Consider the following 19,532-nt stretch of genomic DNA (forward strand, 5'->3'; position numbering starts at 1 on the left):
TTAACCCTTCACGGCACCTGCTGTCAGACCAGAGACAATCTGGCGCTGGAAGAACAGGATCATCACGAACAATGGCGCGGTGACAGAAACAACCGCAGCAACTGCGAACATAACGTTGCCCTTGGTTTGGGTTGTGCCAAGGAAACTTGCGATCTTGGGCACCATGGTCTGATTTTCCTTTGTCAGCAGCAATGTAGTTACAACGAAGTCATTGTAAGCCAAAAGGAAGCTGAAAAGTCCCGTGGTGATCACACCGGGCCACATGACCGGGATAATCACATGCCTGAACGCTTGAAACCGGGTGCAGCCATCCACCATCGCGCTTTCATCCAGATCCTGCGGGATGTTCTTAAAGAATGAATGCAGCATCCACAACGTGAACGGCTGATTGATCGCCACAAGCACGATGATCGTCGTCGATAAATGCCCCCACAAGTTCCACTCAAAGAATGGCAGCAGATAGCCCGATACCAGCGTGATCGGCGGTGTCGCGCGGAAGATCAGGGCGAAGAGCAGCAACCAGAAGGCATAGCGATAGGTCGAGCGTGACAGGGCATAGCCTGCAAGCGTGCCGCAGGTCAGCGAGATGGTCACGACACAGATGCACACAATGGCCGTATTCAGCGCCGCCCGCCAGAACTCCTCCTGCACCCACGCGCCATAATACCCGTCGCCGGTAAAGCTACCGCCCGTTTCAATCGTGGTCAGCGTGCCGAAAAGCGAATTCGCCCAGTTGGCCTTTGAAAAGAAATCCCCCTCAACCTTGAACGACCCCCACAGCGTCCAAAGGAAGGGGAATGCGGCCATGATCAACCACAGCACCAGAAAAGACGTAGCCAGAAAGCGCAGGGTCAGCGGGCGACGGGTAGCAACAGACATCGGGCGTTCCCTTACTTTTGCGTGCCAAAATCACGCCATGTCCGGATCAGGACAGGCGATAGCAGGATGGCGACAAAGACGATGGTGATGACGGATGTGGCGGCGGCGGACGACAACAACCGTGTCTCGCCCCCCAGATCAGTGAAGATCGCGATGGACAGCGACCGCGCATGGGCGAGGGCCTCGAACGAGATGATGGGTTCGAACACCCTGAAGTTATCCATCAGCTGGATCAGCGCGATGAAGGTCGTCAGCGGCGCCAGATGCGGGATCACGACATACCGAATCCGTTCCCACCGGCTGGCGCCGTCGATCATCGCGGCCTCTAACGTGTCCTGATTTACGGTCTGTAGGCCCGCATAATAGACGATGAAGGCAAAGGGGATCGAACTCCACGTGCCATAGACCATCAGCATTATCCACATCAGCGGGGTCGAGGCCTTGACCGATAGCGACGGATCATCCGCGAGCCATTGCAAAGCCGTGCCAAGAATACCGCGCGCATCGACCATCCAGAACAGGATCAGCGCGCCCACCAAAGGCGTCACGATCATCGGCAAAAGCGAGAAGAAAATCGTCGGGCCACGCAAGGACCGCGCGACCGAGTTGACGACAACAGCCACGACAAAGCCCAGAATAATGGTCATGGGTGTGACGATCGCAGTGTAGGTCAGCGTAAACGCCATGGCGCTATAGAAGGGCAGGTTCATGATCGTGCCCCAGAAATGGGACCAACTGACCGTGTTCTCCCACGCGCTGGCGACCTGATCGACCGCCAGATGGTTGCGGTCCTTGTAGATATCAAGACCGGCCCATTTGCCCAAAGGTTCGGCCTCGCGCAGGGCAGCAGTGGCCTCTTGATCAACGCTGGTGGATTCGGTGCAGCCGAACGGGCCGCAATTCTCGACGACCACGACAACCTGTTCATGCTCGGAATAAAGTGACTGCGTCACGATCGACACGATCGGCAGCGCGATAAAAGCCAGCATGAGGAATACAGATGGAAAGACGAACCAGAAAAAGGTGCCGTGTTTCATCGCAATCGCCCCCGGTTTGCGTCTGGTCGTCAGATGGGCGAGGGGCCGACCCCTCGCCGGATTGGCTTACTGAAGGAAGCCTTTTTCTTTTGCCGCGGCGGTATAGGCCGCCTCGATATCGGCCAGCGTCTGCTCGGCACTTTCGTTACCCTGCAGGAAGTCGGCGATATTGTCACCCAATGCGGTGTGCAGCAGGCCCTGGAAAGGAACCATCGGGTAAGGGGCCGCTCCGGACTGAACCGTGGCAAGCACGCCTTCGTTCACCGGGGCGGGCTCGAACCCTTCCATCAGCCAAACGGCCTGTGGCATGGTTTCGTCATTCAGGATCGCAGGGGACACACCGGCTGCCATGGCCTTGAATGTGGTTGCGGCATCGTCGTCGCTGATATTCTTGGCGACGGTCCAGCCATCCCACCACAGCGTCGTCGCCGGTGTACCGCTTTCACCGACGGTCAATGGGCCACCGACCTTGGTGTTCTCGTACACTTCTGGTTCGGACCCTTCTTCATCCATCAAAACGCCGGTCCGGCTGCCCCACATGTTCATCAGGGCAACGTTGCCCGCTTCCCATTCGGCAGAGGTCGCGTTGCTGTCATGGGTCAGGAAATCGGGGTTCATGTATTCCGACAGCGCCTTCATCATCTCCAGCGCTTCCACGCCTTGCGAGTTGTTGATGCTGACCTGTGCGGTGCCGGGTTCAAAGAATTGCCCGCCAGTGCCCAGATACATGTTGGTGAATTCCTGGGCCAGGTTCCACCCGGCGGCATAGGCCCCGCCGACGGGATATTCCATGATACCCGCCTCGCGGATTTGCGCGGCGGCCTCCAGCACCTCTTCATACGATGTCGGCACCTCGGCCCCGATCTGTTCCAGCACGTCCTCGCGGTACACAAGATGCTGGGCGTTTGCCATGAACGCGACCGCCATGACCTTACCGTCGACGGTAATCAGCTGCTGCTGCGGGATATCCTGCCCGAACTCGGCGACAAGATCGTCCAAGGGGCGGATCACATCTTCATTGATCAGCGCGACGATGGATGAATTGGCCACGATTGCAGTCGTATATTCCGCCGGATTACCCGTCATGCCCGCCACATTCAGCGTCTGGTGATCGGCGGTCAGGTTCGCCTCGGCCTCGCCGCCGGCACATTCCACTGCAGCCGCCGCAACCGTTTGGATCGCGGGGAATTCGTTGCCGATGATGTTCAGGCGACCATCGCCGCATCCTTCATGGCCGTCCGACAAAGCCGTTGTCGCCGTCAATGCGGCAAAGGCCGTGCCCAGCGTCAATTTCGTCATAAAAGTCATATGCTTGTACTCTCCCAGTTGTCTTGACAGCACCGGTTGACGGCGCCCCCCAACGTGGTGTTTGCCACCACACTCTTTTCGCCACGACCGAATCGCGGCGCGTTTGCATACGTTTGCAAGTTAAGCGGTAAACGCCATGGCCGCGCAAGATAATTCTGGAAAAAACAGGCGCAACGGAAGATTCGAAATTAAGTCTTGCGCGAGTTTCGGAATCAGGCGAGTGTTTTTGCAAACGTATGCAATGGGGGTGCGCATGGCCGAAATTCAGCTACGCAACGTGAGCAAACGATGGGGATCGTTTGTGGGCGTGAAGGAATTCGACCTGACCATCGCCGATCAGGAATTCCTTGTCCTCCTCGGCCCTTCGGGCTGCGGCAAGACGACGACGATGCGCATGATCGCAGGGCTCGAGGATGCGTCGGGCGGCGACATTCTGGTCGACGGCAAGCGGATCAACGATCTGGACCCGAAAGACCGCGACGTCGCCATGGTGTTCCAAAGCTACGCGCTTTACCCCAACATGAACGTCTACGACAACATCCGCTTCCCGCTGAAGGTGCGCGGGGTTCCGCAATCCGAACACGAAGAACGGGTCAAGCGCGCTTCGGCCATGGTCGAACTGGACGAATTCCTGCACCGCAAACCCGCCGAACTGTCCGGCGGTCAGCGACAGCGCGTGGCGCTTGCCCGCGCCGTCGTGCGCGAACCCAACGTGTTCCTCATGGATGAACCGCTGTCCAACCTCGACGCGAAACTCCGCGTATCCACCCGCGCGCAGATCAAGAACCTCAGCCACGAACTCAAGACGACGACGATCTACGTCACCCACGACCAGATCGAGGCGATGACGCTCGCCGATCGGGTCGTCGTGATGAACAAGGGTGTCGTGCAGCAGGTCGGCACGCCGACGGATATCTACGACTATCCGGCGAACACCTTCGTCGCGGGCTTCATCGGCTCACCCGCCATGAACCTGATGGATGGCGACATCGCAAACGGGACCTTCACCGCGCCGAATATCAGCATCTCGGGCCTGCCCAGCAATCACAATGGCAAGGTCACCCTCGGCTTCCGGGCCGAGGACGCCAGCGTGGCCGCGAACGAGGCGCAGGCCAATTCCAAGGTCTACTCGCTCGAACTGCTGGGCGAGGCGACGATGGTCACGATGCGCGCAGGCGGCACGATCATCTCGGTCAAATCGGCCAAGGATTACCGGGCCGAAATCGGCGATCCGGTCAGCGCCAGCATCCCGGCCGAGATCTGCCACCTGTTCGATTCCGAGACCGGTGAGCGCCTGACATGAGCCACGACGCACAAACCGCCGCGTCGCTCGCTGCGGTCAAACGGATGGAGGCGGGACTCGCGGCCGGTGAAATGGACATGACCCCCTATTTCACCGAGGATTTCGTCTGGCGGGGTAACCAAGGCTGCGGCACCAAAAACGGCATCGCCGACTTTCAACGCAACTGGCAATTCCCGATCCGCGCGGCCTTCACCGACCGCCACTACAAGACTGAAAAATTCATGGCCGACGGCGATTGGGCTGCCTGCTTTGGCCATATCGAGGCGACGCATTCCGGGACGTTCATGGGGATCGCGCCAACCGGCAAGCGGATCAAAATACCATATATGGATTTCTGGCGGATCGAGGATGGTCGGATCGCCGACAACCCGGTATCGGTCGATTTCGCATCCGTCATGGCGCAACTGGGCGTTGACGTGTTCAACGGCCATGGTTGGGAAAATTACGATAATGGCAGCGCCAAACCGGCAAAACCAGACTAACGCCGTCCCGGGCCCGATCCGGGATCTCTGGCAGAACTGACGTTGAGGTCCCGGTTCAGACCCGGGACGCGGAGAGCAAAGATGACAATCACATACCTCAAATCCGGCAAACCAGAATCCGAGCGCGCCGAAGACGATGCAAAGGTGCGCAAGATTGTCGAAGACACGCTCAAAGACATCGAAACGCGCGGCGATGCCGCTGTCCGCGACCTGTCCGAAAAATTCGACAAGTACAGCCCGCCCAGCTTCCGCCTGACGCAATCCGAGATCGAAGCGGCCATGTCCAAGGTCTCGACCCGCGACATGGAAGACATCAAATTCGCACAGGATCAGATACGCACCTTTGCACAGGCGCAACGATCTTCGATGACGGATATCGAGGTCGAAACGCTGCCCGGCGTGATCCTCGGCCACAAGAACATCCCGGTCCAATCCGTCGGCTGCTACGTCCCCGGCGGCAAGTTCCCGATGGTCGCCTCGGCCCACATGTCCGTGCTGACGGCCAACGTCGCAGGCGTCCCCCGCATCGTCGCCTCCGCCCCGCCGCAAAACGGCGAACCGCACCCGGCCATCGTCGCCGCCATGCATATGGGCGGGGCACACGAAATCTACGTCCTCGGTGGCATGCAGGCCGTGGGTGCCATGGCGCTCGGCACGGAAACCATCGACCCCGTCCACATGATTGTCGGTCCCGGCAACGCTTTCGTGGCAGAGGCCAAGCGGCAACTCTTTGGTCGCGTCGGCATCGATCTCTTCGCCGGACCCACCGAGACGATGGTCATTGCCGATGACACGGTCGATGCCGAACTCTGCGCCACCGACCTGCTGGGCCAGGCCGAACACGGCTACAACTCCCCCGCCGTCCTGCTGACGAATTCGGAAAAACTGGCAAAAGCGACGCTTGCGGAAATCGATCGTATCCTCGTCATCCTGCCAACAGCCGAAACCGCCCGCACGTCATGGGAAGATTACGGCGAGGTCATCCTCTGCGACACCTACGACGAAATGCTGCACATGGCGGACGAGATCGCTTCAGAACACGTGCAGGTCATGACCGACCGCGACGAATGGTTCCTTGAAAACATGACCTGCTACGGCGCGCTCTTCCTCGGCGCCCGCACGAACGTCGCCAACGGCGACAAGGTCATCGGCACCAACCACACGCTCCCCACAAAAAAGGCTGGGCGGTATACCGGCGGCCTCTGGGTCGGCAAGTTCCTGAAAACGCACAGCTATCAAAAGGTCCTCACCGACGAGGCCGCCGCCCTCGTCGGTGCATACGGTTCACGCCTCTGCATGCTCGAAGGCTTCGTCGGCCACGCCGAACAATGCAACATCCGCGTCCGCCGCTATGGCGGCAAGAACGTGGCCTACGGAACAGCCGCTGAGTAGCCTTATCATTTCGCCAAAAATACTCCCGCCGGAGGCTCCCACACCGGCCACAGGAACCACCCGATGACCCTGCCACAAACGCCATCCTTCAGCCTGACCGGCAAACGCGCTTTGGTTACCGGCGCTTCCTCCGGCATCGGCCTCGGCTGCGCAGTGGCCTTGGGGCAGGCAGGGGCCACGGTCACGCTCGCCGCACGCAGCAAGGACAAACTCAACGACATCGCCCAGCAGATGACCGACGCTGGGATGAGCGCCGACGTCCTCCCCCTCGACGTCTCCGACATTCGCGCGACGACAGGTGCCGTCGCCGCCAATGGCCCCTTCGATATCCTCGTCAACGCCGCGGGCCTCGCCATCCACACCCCCGTGCTGGACACGAAAGAACCCGATTTCGACGCCGTCTCGAACCTCAACTTCAAGGGTGCCTACTTCCTCACCCGCGCCGTCGCCAAAGGCCTCATCGACGCCGGCAAACCCGGCAGCCTGATCAACATCACCAGCCAGATGGCCTATGTCGGCGGGATCGACCGGGCCGTCTATTGCGGCACGAAACACGCCGTCGAAGGCTTCACCAAGGCCATGGCCATCGAGTGGGGCAAGCTGGGGATCCGGGTCAACACGATCTGCCCGACCTTCATCCGCACCCCCCTGACCGAGCCCACGTTCCAGAACCCCGACCGGGTCAAATGGATCATGGAGAAAATCAAACTCGACCGCATCGGCGAGGTCAGCGATATCATGGGGCCGGTCGTCTATCTCGCCTCCGATGCCTCCGCGCTGATGACCGGCACCCACATGCTGATCGACGGCGGCTGGACGGCGGATTGATGGAAAAGATCACCTCCCTTCAGGTGGCGGAGCGCGCAGGCGTCAGCCAGTCGGCGGTCAGCCGGGTGTTCACGCCCGGGGCGTCGGCCAGCGCGAAAACGGTCCAAAAGGTGCGCAAGGCCGCCGAAGAACTCGGTTACCGCCCCAACATGATGGCCCGCGCCATGATCACCGGCAAAAGCCGGATGATCGCACTGGTCGTGGCCTACCTCGACAATCAATTCTACCCACACGCGCTGGAAAGGCTGTCGAATGCGCTGCAAGAGCGGGGCTATCACATCCTCGTCTTCACCGCCGCCAACAGCCGGGCCGATATCGAAGAGGTCATGCAGCAACTGCTCGACTATCAGGTCGACGGGATCATCACCGCCTCGGTCGGGATGACCAACGACCTGACTGATCGGTGCAACGCGGCAGGCATTCCCATTGTCATGTTCAATCGCGGACAAGACGGGGCAGACGTGTCCAGCGTGACCTCCGCCAATGTCGAAGGGGGCCGCGCAGCGGGGCAATTCCTGCTGGATTGCGGGCACAAGGTGATCGCCCATATCAGCGGTTGGCAGGGCTCCTCCACCGGGCGCGACCGGCAGCAGGGGTTCTGCGAGGCCATGCATGGGGCCGGGATCACACCGCAGATCATCGACGGGATGTATCATCGCGATACAGCCGCCGCCGCGACCGAGACACTGATGACCGGACCGAACCCGCCCGATGCGATCTTTGTCGGCAACGATCACATGGCGTTCTCTGTCATGGATACCTTGCGCGGCAAACTTGGGCTGCGCGTCCCGGATGATGTGGCGGTGATCGGCTATGACGATGTCCCGCTCGCCGCTTGGGCGGCCTACGACCTGACCACGATGCGGCAACCCCTCAATCGCATGGTCGATGCCACCGTCGATGCGCTTCTGACGCGCATCGAGAATCCCACAAGTCCCACAAAACACATCGAAATCGAAAGCCCGCTGATCCGGCGCGGCAGCACCAAGGACCCAATACAATGAAAGGCTTTTCCAATCGCTGGAAAGATTTCCCCGACTACATCATCGGGATCACCAAGGAAATCTGGGAAGATCGCGGCGTCGGCACGCTGAACCATTATTACAGCGACGACATCCCCGTGCGGTCACCCATGGGGATCAGCCGCGGCAATCAGGCCGTCATCGCGTCAACCATGGCCACGATTAACGAATTCCCCGACCGAGAGCTTTTGGGCGAGGATGTGATCTGGTCCGGCGATGCCGACACCGGCTACCTGTCCTCCCACCGGCTGCTGACCAAGGCCACCCATACCCGCGACGGCCAGTTCGGTCCGGCGACGGGCAAGCATTGGCAGGTCTATGTCCTCGCCGATTGCGCCGCGAAAGAGGACACGATCTATGACGAATGGCTCGTCCGCGATTACGGTGGCATCGTGCGGCAACTGGGCCTCGACCCGCGCGATTATGCCGCCAGCCTGATCGACCGCGAAGGCGGCCCGGATCAGGCCAGCAAACCCTTCACGCCCGACGCCGACATCCAGGGCGATTATAGCGGCACAGGCAACGACAACACCTGGGGCCAGCGCTATGCCGACACGCTCACCCGGATCATGAACCACGATTTCACCCATATCCGCGACAGCTATGACCGGGCGGTGATCGGCGAATATGCGGGGGCGAAACGGGCCATCGGCTGGGACGACGTGCTGGAATTCTGGGTCGGGCTGCGGTCGTCCTTTCCGCACGCGGACTTCAAAATCCACCACCAGATCGGGATGGAGGGTAACATGCTGCCCCCCCGCGCCGCGATCCGCTGGTCGTTAGACGGCGTGCATGACGGCTGGGGGACCTTCGGCGCACCGACAGGCGCCAAGGTGCACGTCATGGGGATCAGCCACGCCGAATTCGGGCCTTATGGCCCTGACGGCATCGGCCTCCGCCGGGAATGGGCGCTTTACGACGAAGTGGCCATCTGGAAACAGATTTTGATGGCAAGAGCGTCGTCCAAATGAGGATTGCTCTCCCCATAACGCTCGCTTTTGTCCCGATGATCGCTGGGGCGCAAACTGCGTTTTGTACAGACGACCTCGCCAACGTTGCTATGCAGTACGAAGGGTTGCCGCGCATGCAAGTCATTGAACCCGGTACTGCAACCGGAACGGCGATGGCCGATCCGTTTGTCACCGTTCAACTGATGTTGGGCATTGACGCGCGCGACCTTGAGGTGCGGCTGACACAGGGGACCAATACCATCGCCGTGCTGCAGGATGATTGTGTTGCGAGCGTCCCGAACTGCACTGTGAACGCGGCACCGCTTGGAACAGTTGCTGGCTATATTGAGCATGTTGCGCACTGGGGGCTGGAGCAGTTCAAGTGGCGCACGGCGCTCGGTGGCCAGATGCTCATGCTGCGTATCACAACAAGTGCACCTGCCAATCCAGAACTTCAAAGCGCGGGCGCTCAAGCATGGAACAATCTTGCGCGCGAAATCCTACCGCCCTGTTAAAGGAAAGCAAATGACACCCGCCGAAATGGAACACCGCATCGTCCGCTATGGCGATCTGCAGCCCTGCAAAACCGCCTTTATCGACGCCCACACGCCAGGATCGGATCAAAAGGAAAACTTCACGATCATCGGCGGCGGCGTGTCCGAAAGCCCGGACCAGCATGTGCATATCGCGATCCCGCACGGCTTCAACATCGGGGCGGCGGGGCAGCCGCCGAAATGCCGGAACTCGCTGCATTCCCACCGTACGGCCGAGGTGTTTTTCGTCCTCAAGGGCCGCTGGCGGTTTTTCTGGGGGCAGCACGGAACCGCGGGCGAGGTCGTGCTGGAAGAGGGCGACATCTTCAACATCCCCACCGGCATTTTCCGCGGATTCGAAAACATCGGCACCGATTACGGGATGATCATGGCGATCCTTGGCGGGGATGATGCGGGCGGCGGGGTCATCTGGGCACCGCACGTGATCACGGACGCGCAGGATCATGGGCTGGTCTTGGGCCAGAATGGCAAACTCTACGACAGCAAGAAGGGGCAAAACCTACCCGACGGGGTCATGCCGATGCCATTGCTGACCCCTGAAGAATTGATGAACTACCCCGAGCCGACGACGGCGGATGTGATCCCTCGGCACGTTGCGCGTTATTGGGACATGGTGGCCATGGCCGATACGAAACCGGCGATCGTGATCGGCGAGAAGGGCATGTTGCCAGACAAGCCGGGATTTGAGGTCGCTTTCGTCACACGGGCGTCAGCCAGCGATCAGATGCACCAGCATGACCGCCCTTCGGTCCTGATGCCGATGCGCGGGCATTGGCGGGTCGCGTGGGACGATGGTACCGCGACGCTCGCCCCCGGCGACACGATGTCGGTGCCCGAAAATCTGCCGCACAGTGCCGTGCCCGCCATGACCGGAGAGGCGAGCCTTTACCACGTCGTCGCCACCGATGATCCTGCCGGACCGACCTGGAAAGGTTAATGGTTAACGCGACCCACCGCACGCAAGGGTCCGATGGAATTCCGATAGTATTCCGATAAAATTTCGATAGCGAGGAAACCGCCAAATGGCCAAAGTCTTAACAACGCACACCGGCTCTCTGCCGCGCACGCAAGAGGTGGTGGATTTCATCTTCGCCCGCGAAAACAATGAAGCCTACGATCAGGCCGCATTCGACGCCACGATGACCGCAGCGGTCTCGGAAACCGTGAAAAAACAAGTGGATGCAGGCATCGACATCGTCAGCGACGGCGAGACGTCCAAGATCAGCTATGCTACCTATGTCAAAGATCGCTATACCGGCTTCGACGGCGACAGTCCGCGCAATGCGCCCGCCGACCTCAAGAAATTCCCCAGCTTTCTCAAACGCTTAGCGGAAGGCGGCGGCACCCCCCAATACGCAAGACCCATGTGCGTGGGCGAGGTGAAGTCCAAAGGGCAGGGCGAGTTGCAAAAAGATATCGCCAACCTCAAGGCGGCAATGGCTGAACATGGTGCGACACGCGGTTTCATGAACGCGGCCTCCCCGGGTGTCATCTCATTGTTTTTGCAGAACGATTTTTACAAAACACGCGAGGCTTACTTGGCCGCCTTGGCCGACGCGATGAAGGAAGAATACGAGACAATCGTCGCCGCGGGCCTTGACGTGCAACTCGACTGCCCCGACCTCGCACTGTCGCGTCACATGTTGTTTAACGATTTGTCCGATGATGAATTCCTTAAGATCGCGGCAAGCCATGTCGAGGCGCTGAATCACGCCTTGTCCGACGTGCCGCAGGACAAAGTGCGCGTGCATATCTGCTGGGGAAATTACGAAGGACCGCATGTCTGCGACATTCCGATGGCCAAGATGTTCGATACGCTGATGGCGACAAAATCGCGGTACGTGTTGTTCGAGACATCCAACCCGCGCCACGGCCATGAATGGACCGTGTTCCGCGACCGTGCGGGCGATATACCGGATGATAAGGTTCTGGTTCCCGGTGTGGTGGACACCACGACTAATTTTGTCGAACATCCGGAACTTGTGTTGCAACGTATTGAAAGGTTTACGAAAATCGTCGGTGCAGATCGCGTGATCGCCGGATCGGATTGCGGATTCGGGACCTTCGCGGGCTTTGGCGCGGTCGACCCCGAGATCGCCTATGCCAAGCTGGGTGCCTTGTCGGAAGGCGCGGCAAACGCGGCCTGAAATCAGGTTGGACTGGCCTGCCTTTTGGCCCATGTAGAGGGCTGAAAGGACAACGAAATGCTCAACCCCGTCACTGACGATTTCGCCGCCAAACTGCGCGAACTGCTGCCCGCTGCCGCGTTCAAAGAGGATACTGCACCTTACCTCACAGAACCGCGCGGGCGCTGGGCGGGGCGGGGGCTGGTCATAGCACCAGGATCGACGGAAGAGGTCGCGGTAGTCGTCAAAGCCTGCGCCGAGGCGCGGATAGGCGTGGTGCCATATGGCGGCGGGACAGGTCTGGTCGGTGGTCAACTGCTAGAGGATGGCGCGGCGCCGGTCGTGCTGTCGCTGGAACGGATGAACCGCATCCGCGACATCTATCCCGTTGAAAATGTTCTGGTTTGTGACGCGGGCGTGATCCTCGCCGATATCCGGAAAGCGGCGGAGGATGTTGACCGCCTCTTCCCGTTGTCACTGGCTTCGGAAGGGTCCGCACGGATCGGGGGCTTGTTGGCGACGAATGCCGGTGGAGTGAATGTCCTGCGCTACGGCAATGCCCGCGCGCAGTGTCTGGGGCTCGAGATCGTGCGCCCCGACGGGTCGATTTGGCACGGGCTGACACGGCTGCGGAAGGACAATACCGGGTATGATCTGCGCAATCTGATGATCGGGGCAGAGGGGACACTTGGGATCATCACAGGCGCTGCGCTGAAACTTGCACCGCGCCCGGCAGAGGTCGGGGCCGCGATGATGGTGGTGCCGTCCCCGGACGCGGCCTTGGATCTTCTCGCCTTGGCCGGGGCGCAAATCGGCGATGGGATTTCCGCGTTCGAAATCATGCATCGGCAAGGCTTTGATTTTCTTGCGGAAGTCGGGCCCGAAATACGGGTGCCCTTTGAAACGGTGCCCGAATGGTGCGTCTTGATCGATGTCGGACTGCCCGCCGGTCTGGCGCCGGATGTCGCGTTGGAGAACCTGTTTGCGGAGGCTTTGGAACAGGGCCTCGTCAGCGACGGCGTGATCGCCCAGAACATGACCCAACGCGCCGATTTCTGGCACATCCGTGAAAGCATTCCCGAGGCGAACCGGCGGATCGGATCGGTCAGTTCGCATGACATCTCGGTCCCGCTGGGCGCGATCCCCGGATTTATTCAGCGGGCGCCAAAAGTTCTTGCAGAGATTGGCGAATTTCGCATCAACTGCTTTGGACATCTGGGCGACGGGAACCTGCATTACAACGTGTTTCCAAAGCCGGGATCGAGTCGTGCGGATTATGAAACAGAGCGCGCATTGGTGAAACAGGCCGTGCATGATCTGGTGCATCAGATGGACGGCTCGGTCAGTGCCGAACATGGTATTGGGCGACTGAAAGTGGATGATCTGGAACGGTATGCCGACCCGGCCAAGATGGCCATGCTGCGCGCGGTGAAGGACGCGCTGGACCCGCTGGGCATCATGAACCCCGGGGCTGTTTTGCGACAGCTCTGATCCAAAGGAGCGCCTGCGGCGCGAGATATGTTTGGCCGTGTGTGGCGATCCCGTGCGCTACTTTGGCGCTGGTTTTCTTGAACCGTCGCGCTGCCTCCGGCGGGGATATTTTTGGCCAAAAGAGGAGGTTAGTCGCCTTCGAATTCACACAAGGCGTGGACATCCATGTTCAGCGCCTCCAGCTTTTTCCGTCCGCCCAGATCGGGCAGATCAATGATGAAGGCGCAACCGATGACCTCGGCCCCCATCCGTTCGATCAGCTTGATCCCAGCCTCCGCCGTGCCGCCGGTGGCGAGCAGGTCATCGACCAGCAGGACCTTTTCACCGGCCTGCAGCGCATCGTCGTGCACCTCCATCACGGCCTCGCCATATTCCAGCGTGTAGGGCTGTTCGATGGTTTTGCCGGGCAGCTTGCCTTTTTTCCGGATCGGGACGAAGCCCAGGGAAAGTTGGTGCGCGATCGCACCACCGAGGATAAAGCCACGGGCTTCAAGCCCCACGACCTTGTCGATCGGCTGGCCCGCATACGGGTGCAAAAGTTGGTCAATAGCGATCCGAAAGCCGCGCGGGTCGTTGAAAAGCGTTGTGACATCCCGAAACATGATCCCTTCATGGGGAAAGTCGGGGATCGTGCGGATGTAGTCTTGGACAGTTTTCATGGGGCTCACTCTTTCAAAGAACACGACCCGCAACGGCATCGAGTTTGGCGGTCAGGGCTGGGTCCCGTTTGTCGGGGGCGGTCATCAAGGCATGTTCGAGCGCCCGGTCGCAGCCATGCGGGCAGGGGGCGCGATCGGGGCCGAGAAGGGCGGGCAGGCGCGCGACCAGATCGCGGGCTTTGCTGCCATTCCCTCGTAAAGTCGCGATAATTTCGGTGATATCCACCGCCCCGTGATCGGGGTGCCAGCTGTCATAATCGGTGATCATGGCGACGGAGGCATAGCAAATCTCGGCCTCGCGGGCGAGTTTCGCTTCGGGCATGTTGGTCATGCCGATCACGTCGCAGCCCCATTCACGGTAGAGCTTGCTTTCGGCCATGGATGAGAATTGCGGGCCCTCCATGGCAAGGTATGTGCCCCCCCGATGTATCGTGATCCCGGCATCGCGCCCCGCCTTTTCGCAGACGCTGGACAGGCGGTCACAGGTCGGGTGCGCGACGCTCACATGGGCGACGCAGCCGGTGCCGAAGAACGATTTCTCGCGGGCAAAGGTCCGGTCTATGAATTGATCGACGATGACGAAGTCGCCCGGTGCCAGCTCTTCCCGGAATGATCCGCAGGCGCTGACGCTAATAATATCCGTCACGCCGACCCGTTTCAGCGCGTCGATATTGGCGCGGTACGGCACAGTGGTCGGCGAATGCACGTGCCCACGCCCGTGGCGGGGCAGGAACGCCATCGCGACGCCGTCAAGCGTGCCGGTCAGAATGTCATCGGACGGCGTGCCCCAGGGACTGTCGACACTGGTCCATGTCGCATCCTGCAGTCCCTCCATATCGTAAATGCCGGATCCGCCGATGATCCCGATTTTGGTTTGCATGATCGCCCTCGTCGTATGGTCATGGGGACACTGAAACGGATCGGGTGAAATGTGAACCCTGTTTGCCACGTCAATCGCGCGACCTCGCGTCTTTGGTCGGGCGGAAGGGGTGACAAGTTGCGCGGCCTTCGTTAGGGCAGCCTCAACAATCCCCGATTTGACAGGACATCCTGATGGCCCGTGCACTTTTGGCGAGTTTCGCCGACAGCCTTTCCCTTCGTGATCCCGACGCGCCGCTGACGCCGATGCAGTTGAAAACCGAAGTTTTGTCGGGCCTCACCGTGGCACTGGCGCTGGTGCCAGAAGCGGTCGCATTTGCGTTCGTTGCAGGGGTAGAGCCGCTGGTGGGCCTTTATGCCGCCTTCATCGTGGGACTGATCACTGCATTATTCGGGGGCCGTCCGGGCATGATTTCAGGGGCGACCGGGGCCCTGGCCGTCGTGATGGTCAGCCTCGTGGCGCAGCATGGCGTCGAATACCTGTTCGCCACGGTCGTCCTGATGGGCCTTATCCAGATTGTCGTTGGCATCATGCGCTGGGGCAAGTTCATCCGGCTGGTGCCGCATCCCGTCATGCTGGGCTTTGTCAACGGGCTGGCCATCGTGATTTTCCTTGCCCAGTTGGGCCAGTTTCAGGTGCCCGGCACGGCGCATGGCGGTGGGGGGCACGGGATGGCCAATGGCGAGTGGCTATCGGGCCTGCCGCTTTATCTGATGCTGGGGCTGGTGGCGCTGACCATGGCGATCATCTGGTTCATGCCCAAGGTGACCAATGTGGTGCCCGCACCACTGGCCGGGATCGGGATCGTCGCGGCGATCGTCATCGGGTTCGGGCTGGATACGCCATTGGTGGGTGATCTGGCGAGCATCGAGGGTGGCCTGCCGCCGTTCCACGTGCCCATGGTTCCGCTGAATTGGGAAACGTTCGAGATCATCCTGCCCTATGCGCTGATCCTCGCCGCGATCGGCCTGATCGAGAGCCTTTTGACCCTGAACCTTGTCGGCGAGATGACCGGTAAGCGCGGCGGGGCGAGCCAGGAATGTCTGGCGCAGGGTGCGGCCAATACGGTGACCGGCTTCTTCGGCGGAATGGGTGGCTGTGCCATGATCGGGCAGTCGATGATCAACGTGAAATCCGGCGGACGGACCCGGGTCGCAGGTGTCGCGGCTGCGCTGTTTCTGCTGGCATTCATCATGTTCGCGAGCGGGCTGATCGAGCGGATTCCGCTGGCAGCGCTGGTCGGTGTGATGTTCATGGTGGTCATCGGGACATTCGCGTGGAATTCGCTGCGGATCCTGCGGAAGGTGCCGCGCACCGATGCGTTCGTGACGATCCTTGTGACGGTTGTCACCGTCATGACCGACCTGGCCACGGCGGTTGTCGTCGGTGTGATCGTCAGTGCATTGGCCTATGCATGGCAGAACGCGACGCGCATCCATGCGATCAAACGGGAAAGCCGGACCGAGGCAGGGGCGCAGGTCTACGAAATCCAGGGGCCGCTGTTCTTTGGTTCAGCCGATGGTTTCATGGAGTTGTTCGAGGTCGAAAACGACCCCGATACCGTCATCATCGACTTTGCCGCGAGCCGCGTCGCCGACCAGTCGGCTTTGCAGGCGATCGAGGCTGTCGCGCAAAAATATCAGGACGCAGGCAAGAAGATTCAGTTGCGCCACCTGACCCGTGATTGTCACAAGCTGCTGTCGAAGGCAGGGCATTTGATGGTCGATAGCGATGACGATCCGGACTATGCCCTGGCCGTCGACTATGATGTCCGGACGGGGATCATCGGAGGGCATTAGATTCCTTACCTGCGGCGCTATTTTGTGAATTTCGATTTTTTGCTAATGTGCCTGCATTAGCAAAAAAGGAATTTGATATGCCCATTCATCTGTTCGCCGTTGGAAGCGGCGGTTTCGAGTACCGTTTGACAAGCGTCAGCGTCGGTGAAGTGTTCGAGATGTCGAATATGGCCAGCATCATGACCGCGCCCACCAATGCTCATCGTGCCATTGCCGCGGCCGATGCGCAGGCCAATACATCGGCGCTGGAACGCGCATTGACGGCAGAGAGCGACATCGTGCACCTTCACCATTTTCGCGATGCGTGTGGATTGTTTCAGGCGGCGGGCGACATCATCCTGTCGTTTTCGTTTCGCAGCAGCAATCTGATGTGGGTGGACGATTCCGCGCATCGCAGCTTTCGGTTGACCAACCGCATGGCCAATCCGGCCTGGCACATCCTGAATCGGCTCCAGCCTGCGATGCAGCGGACCGGCATGCAGGGCACCGGTGTGCTGATGAGTATCGCCATCGTCTTCAACAGCTACCTGCAGCATGAGGCACTGCCCGGCGGCAGCCCGTTCCGGAACCCTGACAGGCCGACCACATATCGCGGCGATGCACGGTTGAATTTTCAGTTCACCGACTGACCGGATATCTTGACGTCACCCCACGCAGCGCCCAAATGCACAGCGCGTCCGGGTTGGCCAGCGGCGCGAGGTGTCGGTCTGGCCTGGGGTGACGTGTCATGATTGCTGACGTCCTTTTCGTGCTCGCAGGCTTGGTGGCGCTGGTTGTTGGCGGCGAAAGCCTTGTGCGCGGTGCTGTCGGCGTGGCCCAGCGGGCCAGGCTATCCCCTTTGGTCATTGGGTTGACCCTTGTCGGTTTCGGCACATCAGTGCCTGAATTGATGACAAGCCTGATTGCCGCCTTCGATGGTTTGCCCGGGATTGCCTTGGGCAATGTCGTCGGCAGCAACATCGCCAACATTCTGCTGATCCTTGGTCTGTCCGCGGTGATCGCGCCAGTTGCGGCGCGGGCTGTTCTCGGGCGCGATGGGTGGGTCATGCTGGGCGTGACGGCCCTGTGTGCCGGGCTGATGTTTTTGGGCGATATCGGGCGGGTCGCAGGTGCGGGCTGTGCGCTGCTATTGGCGGTCTACCTGATCGTCACTTTGCGCAGCGCGACGCAGGATGATGCACCTGAACTGCCTGTTGTGGCCGGGCCGCTATGGCAAGGCTTTGCGTTCTTCGTTGCAGGATTGGTCGGCGTGTTGATCGGGGCCAAACTGCTCGTCGATGGGGCAAGCGCGATTGCGGCGGCCTTTGATGTCTCAAACGCGGTTATCGGGTTGACCGTTGTCGCCGTCGGCACGTCATTGCCTGAGCTTGTCACGTCGGTCATTGCGGCGCGCAAGGGCCAGGGCGACATTGCGGTGGGCAACGTGATCGGGTCCAACATCTTCAACGTGCTGGGTATTCTGGGGATCACAGCCCTGGTTCATCCGCTGGCCGTTCCACCCGATATGCTGGGCCTCAGCCTGTGGGTGTTGATCGGCGCTGCGGTTATGCCCGCGCTGATCATGCTGGCATTTGGCCGGATTTCCCGGATGGCGGGGCTGGTGATGGTGATGGCCTATGCCGCCTATACGACGGCGTTAGTCGTCGGGGCGGGTTAGGCTGAACACTTCCCGAATGACCGAGTAATCGCGATAGCCGAGGCGGGTGAGCGGATTGAAGGTGGTGACGTCAAACTTGCCATCGACGATGCAATCATCGCGCAGATGAACGCCGGTGACCTCGCCGAAGACGGTAAAGTTCGCCTCACCGGGCAGTTGGACGATCTGCGTCAACTTACATTCCAGCGTTGCCGGGGCATTGGCGACGCGCGGGCAGGGGATCGTTTCACACTCGGCCTTGTCCACACCCGCCAGGGCGAATTCATCGGTCTCTCGTTCCCACGGGCCGGAGGTCTGGTTCATGATGTTGCGCGCCGCGTATTCCACGATGTTGACGGCGAACACGCCCGTGTCGCGGATATTGCCGACGCTGTCCTTGGTGCCGTCCCGGTCGGGTTTGGCGCTGGTCGAGGCGAACATGACCTGCGGCGGCACATAGGCGACGGCGTTGAAGAACGAATAGGGGGCAAGGTTGTCACGCCCGTCGCTGCCGCGCGTGGATACCCATGCGATGGGGCGCGGCGTGACGACGGCGTTGAAAGGATTGTGCGGCAGGCCGTGCCCGTTTTGAGGTTCATAGAACATGTGCGGTCTTTTCCTTGGATTGCCCAAGGGTTAGCGTGACCCGGCACGCTTGGCCAGACGAAAGAAAGATGCAGCAGACGGCGATGACACTGGCCCAGGAAACGGGCGCTGACTGGTGGGAGGTCGAGGCGCTGTATGATCTGTGCTTTGCGCCCGGACGCACGGCGCTGTCCTCATACCGGTTGCGCGAAGGTGTAGATCCGATTGCACCCCTATGCCTCACGGCCCGCGATCCGGCAGGCATCCTGGCGGGTGCCGTGCGGAATTGGTCGGTAAGGGTGGGGGACGCGGTCGCGATCCTGCTGGGGCCGATTGCCGTTCATCCGACCCGGCAGGGCGAAGGTGTGGCGCAGGCGCTGATGATGCGGTGTCTGGATGATGCCCGTGCGGCTGGCTGGGCGCGGATCATGCTGGTGGGCGATGCGCCCTATTACCGGCGTTTCGGGTTTGAGCGACTGTCGGGGATTGTCATGCCGCCCCCTACGAATCCCGATCGCGTTCTTGGTCTGGCGCTGATTGATGGGGGCTGGGATGGTTTGTCTGGCATGGTGAGGCCCATAGATGATTGAAATCTCCGGAC

Annotated in this window: 20 protein-coding genes; 14 read left to right on the plus strand and 6 right to left on the minus strand. The window is 60.5% G+C overall.

Annotated features, from left to right (window positions below; all coding sequences use genetic code 11):
- From V8J85_RS13440 to V8J85_RS13450, 3 genes are all read right to left on the minus strand, one after another.
- Window positions 1–879 (minus strand): carbohydrate ABC transporter permease, encoded by an 879-nt coding sequence (locus tag V8J85_RS13440; RefSeq protein ID WP_339954267.1) that lies wholly within the window; start codon window positions 877–879, stop codon window positions 1–3.
- An 11-nt stretch (window positions 880–890) separates the two neighbouring features.
- On the minus strand, window positions 891–1,916 hold the full coding sequence (locus V8J85_RS13445) for a carbohydrate ABC transporter permease (protein WP_339954268.1): 1,026 nt from the start codon (window positions 1,914–1,916) through the stop codon (window positions 891–893).
- A gap of 66 nt (window positions 1,917–1,982) precedes the next feature.
- Window positions 1,983–3,224, minus strand: a complete 1,242-nt coding sequence (locus V8J85_RS13450; protein WP_339954269.1) for an ABC transporter substrate-binding protein — start codon at window positions 3,222–3,224, stop codon at window positions 1,983–1,985.
- A 253-nt stretch (window positions 3,225–3,477) separates the two neighbouring features.
- Here V8J85_RS13450 and V8J85_RS13455 point away from each other — a divergent pair, with 253 nt between their 5' ends.
- From V8J85_RS13455 to V8J85_RS13500, 10 genes are all read left to right on the plus strand, one after another.
- Window positions 3,478–4,527, plus strand: coding sequence for an ABC transporter ATP-binding protein (locus V8J85_RS13455; protein WP_339954270.1), 1,050 nt, complete (start codon window positions 3,478–3,480; stop codon window positions 4,525–4,527).
- Window positions 4,524–5,009, plus strand: a complete 486-nt coding sequence (locus tag V8J85_RS13460) for an ester cyclase (protein WP_339954271.1) — start codon at window positions 4,524–4,526, stop codon at window positions 5,007–5,009. Before V8J85_RS13455 ends, V8J85_RS13460 begins: the two co-directional genes overlap by 4 nt.
- An 81-nt stretch (window positions 5,010–5,090) precedes the next feature.
- Entirely contained in the window at window positions 5,091–6,401 is a 1,311-nt protein-coding gene (gene hisD / locus V8J85_RS13465; protein ID WP_339954272.1) for a histidinol dehydrogenase, read from the plus strand.
- Between the two features lie 63 nt (window positions 6,402–6,464).
- Window positions 6,465–7,229 (plus strand): SDR family NAD(P)-dependent oxidoreductase, encoded by a 765-nt coding sequence (locus tag V8J85_RS13470; protein ID WP_339954273.1) that lies wholly within the window; start codon window positions 6,465–6,467, stop codon window positions 7,227–7,229.
- The gene (locus V8J85_RS13475) at window positions 7,229–8,233 is read left to right on the plus strand and encodes a LacI family DNA-binding transcriptional regulator (protein ID WP_339954274.1); all 1,005 of its coding nucleotides are present in this window, start codon (window positions 7,229–7,231) and stop codon (window positions 8,231–8,233) included. The genes V8J85_RS13470 and V8J85_RS13475 overlap by 1 nt, the downstream gene beginning before the upstream one ends.
- Complete coding sequence (locus V8J85_RS13480) at window positions 8,230–9,222, plus strand: ester cyclase (protein WP_339954275.1); 993 nt, start codon at window positions 8,230–8,232, stop codon at window positions 9,220–9,222. Before V8J85_RS13475 ends, V8J85_RS13480 begins: the two co-directional genes overlap by 4 nt.
- Complete coding sequence (locus V8J85_RS13485; protein ID WP_339954276.1) at window positions 9,219–9,716, plus strand: hypothetical protein; 498 nt, start codon at window positions 9,219–9,221, stop codon at window positions 9,714–9,716. Before V8J85_RS13480 ends, V8J85_RS13485 begins: the two co-directional genes overlap by 4 nt.
- A 10-nt stretch (window positions 9,717–9,726) precedes the next feature.
- A complete protein-coding gene (locus V8J85_RS13490) occupies window positions 9,727–10,692 on the plus strand; it encodes a cupin domain-containing protein (RefSeq protein WP_339954277.1) in 966 nt (321 codons plus the stop codon).
- Window positions 10,693–10,777: 85 nt separating this feature from the next.
- Window positions 10,778–11,902, plus strand: coding sequence for a cobalamin-independent methionine synthase II family protein (locus V8J85_RS13495; RefSeq protein WP_339954278.1), 1,125 nt, complete (start codon window positions 10,778–10,780; stop codon window positions 11,900–11,902).
- Window positions 11,903–11,959: 57 nt separating this feature from the next.
- Entirely contained in the window at window positions 11,960–13,372 is a 1,413-nt protein-coding gene (locus V8J85_RS13500) for an FAD-binding oxidoreductase (protein WP_339954279.1), read from the plus strand.
- A 128-nt stretch (window positions 13,373–13,500) separates the two neighbouring features.
- Here the strand turns inward: V8J85_RS13500 and V8J85_RS13505 are convergent, their stop codons facing one another.
- Entirely contained in the window at window positions 13,501–14,031 is a 531-nt protein-coding gene (locus tag V8J85_RS13505) for an adenine phosphoribosyltransferase (protein ID WP_339954280.1), read from the minus strand.
- 13 nt (window positions 14,032–14,044) lie between these two features.
- Entirely contained in the window at window positions 14,045–14,911 is an 867-nt protein-coding gene (locus V8J85_RS13510) for an S-methyl-5'-thioadenosine phosphorylase (RefSeq protein WP_445285906.1), read from the minus strand.
- 173 nt (window positions 14,912–15,084) lie between these two features.
- Between V8J85_RS13510 and V8J85_RS13515 the strand changes: the two genes are divergently transcribed.
- The 3 genes from V8J85_RS13515 to V8J85_RS13525 all read left to right on the plus strand — a co-directional run bounded on the left by V8J85_RS13515 (window position 15,085) and on the right by V8J85_RS13525 (window position 18,367).
- Window positions 15,085–16,710 (plus strand): SulP family inorganic anion transporter, encoded by a 1,626-nt coding sequence (locus V8J85_RS13515; protein ID WP_339954281.1) that lies wholly within the window; start codon window positions 15,085–15,087, stop codon window positions 16,708–16,710.
- 77 nt (window positions 16,711–16,787) lie between these two features.
- Window positions 16,788–17,339 (plus strand): hypothetical protein, encoded by a 552-nt coding sequence (locus V8J85_RS13520; protein ID WP_339954282.1) that lies wholly within the window; start codon window positions 16,788–16,790, stop codon window positions 17,337–17,339.
- Window positions 17,340–17,437: 98 nt separating this feature from the next.
- Window positions 17,438–18,367: a calcium/sodium antiporter gene (locus V8J85_RS13525; protein ID WP_339954283.1), complete on the plus strand. Its 930-nt coding sequence runs from the start codon at window positions 17,438–17,440 to the stop codon at window positions 18,365–18,367.
- Here the strand turns inward: V8J85_RS13525 and V8J85_RS13530 are convergent.
- A complete protein-coding gene (locus V8J85_RS13530; RefSeq protein WP_339954284.1) occupies window positions 18,347–18,952 on the minus strand; it encodes a flavin reductase family protein in 606 nt (201 codons plus the stop codon). The genes V8J85_RS13525 and V8J85_RS13530 overlap by 21 nt on opposite strands.
- A 68-nt stretch (window positions 18,953–19,020) precedes the next feature.
- On the opposite strand from V8J85_RS13530, the gene V8J85_RS13535 reads away from it, so the two are divergent.
- A complete protein-coding gene (locus V8J85_RS13535; protein ID WP_339954285.1) occupies window positions 19,021–19,521 on the plus strand; it encodes a GNAT family N-acetyltransferase in 501 nt (166 codons plus the stop codon).
- Window positions 19,522–19,532: the final 11 nt, after the last annotated feature.

Origin of the sequence: Yoonia sp. 2307UL14-13, assembly GCF_037572755.1 — a bacterium.
Taxonomy (GTDB): Bacteria; Pseudomonadota; Alphaproteobacteria; order Rhodobacterales; family Rhodobacteraceae; genus Yoonia.